The organism is Pseudomonas sp. SDO5591_S426 (assembly GCF_054070755.1).
The window spans coordinates 1-2018 of record NZ_JBSVXD010000377.1; the positions used below are offsets into that span (position 1 = coordinate 1).

General features: G+C 61.2%; 2 protein-coding genes. Both read left to right on the forward strand.

Annotation, left to right across the window (positions count from 1 at the left end):
* Positions 1-95 precede the first annotated feature (95 nt).
* Positions 96-1223, forward strand: coding sequence for an NAD(P)/FAD-dependent oxidoreductase (locus tag ACW9JC_RS30095; protein WP_338582860.1), 1128 nt, complete (start codon positions 96-98; stop codon positions 1221-1223).
* A gap of 108 nt (positions 1224-1331) precedes the next feature.
* The gene (locus ACW9JC_RS30100; protein ID WP_457459603.1) at positions 1332-1973 is read left to right on the forward strand and encodes a helix-turn-helix transcriptional regulator; all 642 of its coding nucleotides are present in this window, start codon (positions 1332-1334) and stop codon (positions 1971-1973) included.
* The last annotated feature ends 45 nt before the right edge of the window (positions 1974-2018 follow it).

A 2018-nucleotide genomic window follows, 5' to 3' on the forward strand; every position in this document is an offset into this window, starting at 1 on the left:
ATCCTTCTTTTAAAAGATCGCAGCCTCGTTTCACTCGACAGCTCCTACAGAGGTCATCGATACCATTGGCATTTGCGCCCCAACAGGAGACGTTCATGAGCCAGGCAGATTTCATCATCATCGGCGGCGGGATCGCCGGCGCTTCCACCGGGTTCTGGCTGTCGCAGCACGCACGCGTGATCGTGCTCGAACGTGAATCCCACCCGGCCTATCACTCCACCGGACGTTCGGCGGCGCTGTTCACCGCTGCCTATGGCACACCGCAAGTTCGCGCACTGACCCAGGCCAGTCGCGATTTTTTCGACGCTCCCCCCAGCGGTTTCTGCGAACACCCGCTGCTGACCCCGCGCGGTGAAATGACCGTGGATTTCACCGGTGACCCGGCCGAACTCAACAATCAATACCTGAGCGCCAAAGCCACGGTGCCTGAGATGCAGTTGCTCAGCGCCGAAGAGGCCTGTGTACGCCTGCCGATCCTGCGCCGGGAAAAAGTCCACGGCGCGATCTACGATCCGACCGCCAGCGACATCGACACCGACGCCTTGCATCAGGGCTACCTGCGCGGCATCCGCCGTAACAAAGGCGAAGTGCACACCGACACCGAAGTGCTCGGCCTGAGCCGTGATGCTGACGGGACATGGCAGGTGCAAACCAACACCCAGACCTTCAGCGCGCCGATCATCGTTAACGCCGCCGGGGCCTGGGCCGACAAGATCGGTGAATTGGCCGGCGCCCGACCGCTGGGCCTGCAACCGAAACGCCGCGCCGCCTTCATCTTCGCCGGTCCCGAGGGCGTGGACATCCACCATTGGCCGATGCTGGTCAGCCTCGACGAATCGTTCTACATGAAACCCGACGCCGGGATGTTCCTCGGCTCGCCGGCCAACGCGGACCCGGTGGAACCTCACGACGTGCAGCCCGAAGAGCTGGACATCGCCATGGGCATCTACCAGATCGAAGAAGCCACGACCCTGACCATTCGCCGTCCGACCCGCACCTGGGCCGGATTGCGCAGCTTCGTCAGCGATGGCGACTTGTTGTCCGGTTTCGATCCACAAGTTCCGGGACTGTTCTGGGTCGCGGCACAGGGCGGCTACGGCATCCAGACTTCACCGGCCATGGGCCAGGCCAGCGCTGCGCTGGTACGCGGCGAGGCGCTCCCTGAGCAACTCACCCGTTTTGGTCTGAGCGCCAAGATGCTCTCCCCTGCCCGCCTGGGCTGAGCCTTATCCTCAGGTGACGTGCCGACTCGATTGCGGCACACTTTCAGTGCCCCGTTTTGCGGGGCACTGAAGCTGCCCGGAGTTCCACTGTATGAAGAGCCGAACCGCATGAACGCCCCCGAAAAAGACCCGGCCCTGAACGACACATCCCTGGATAACTTCCGGGCAATCGCCGATGCCATCGCCACGTTGTTCTTTCCTCACGCCGAGGTAGTGCTGCACGACTTGCGCACGCAAAAGGTCGATTACATCGCCAACAACCTCTCGAAACGGGTCATCGGCGACGACTCGGCACTGGAAGACATGCTCAGTGACGATGTCAGCGAACGAAACATCGGACCGTACGAAAAGCTCAACTGGGATGGTCAGAAGATTCGCAGCCTCAGCACGGTGCTGCGCGACAGCGAAGGTCATCCGCTGGCGGTGCTGTGCATCAACCTGAATATTTCGCTATTCGAGAATGCCAAGGCTGCGCTGGACCTGTTCCTGTCGCCGACCAAACTGATCCCGCAACCGGACTCACTGTTTCGCGATGACTGGCAGGAGCGCATCAACACCTTCCTCCACGCCTGGTTGCGCGAGCGTCAGCTGAGCCTGAACCTGCTGACCCGCGATCACAAACGCGAACTGGTGCTGGCCCTGCACGCCGAGGGCGCCTTCAAGGGCAAGAGCGCGTCAAACTATGTGGCCAATGTGCTGAACATGGGGCGGGCGACCGTGTACAAGCATTTGAAGGAATTGAAGGGCTGAAGATCAAAAGATCGCAGCCTGCGGCAGCTCCACATTGGATTGCAT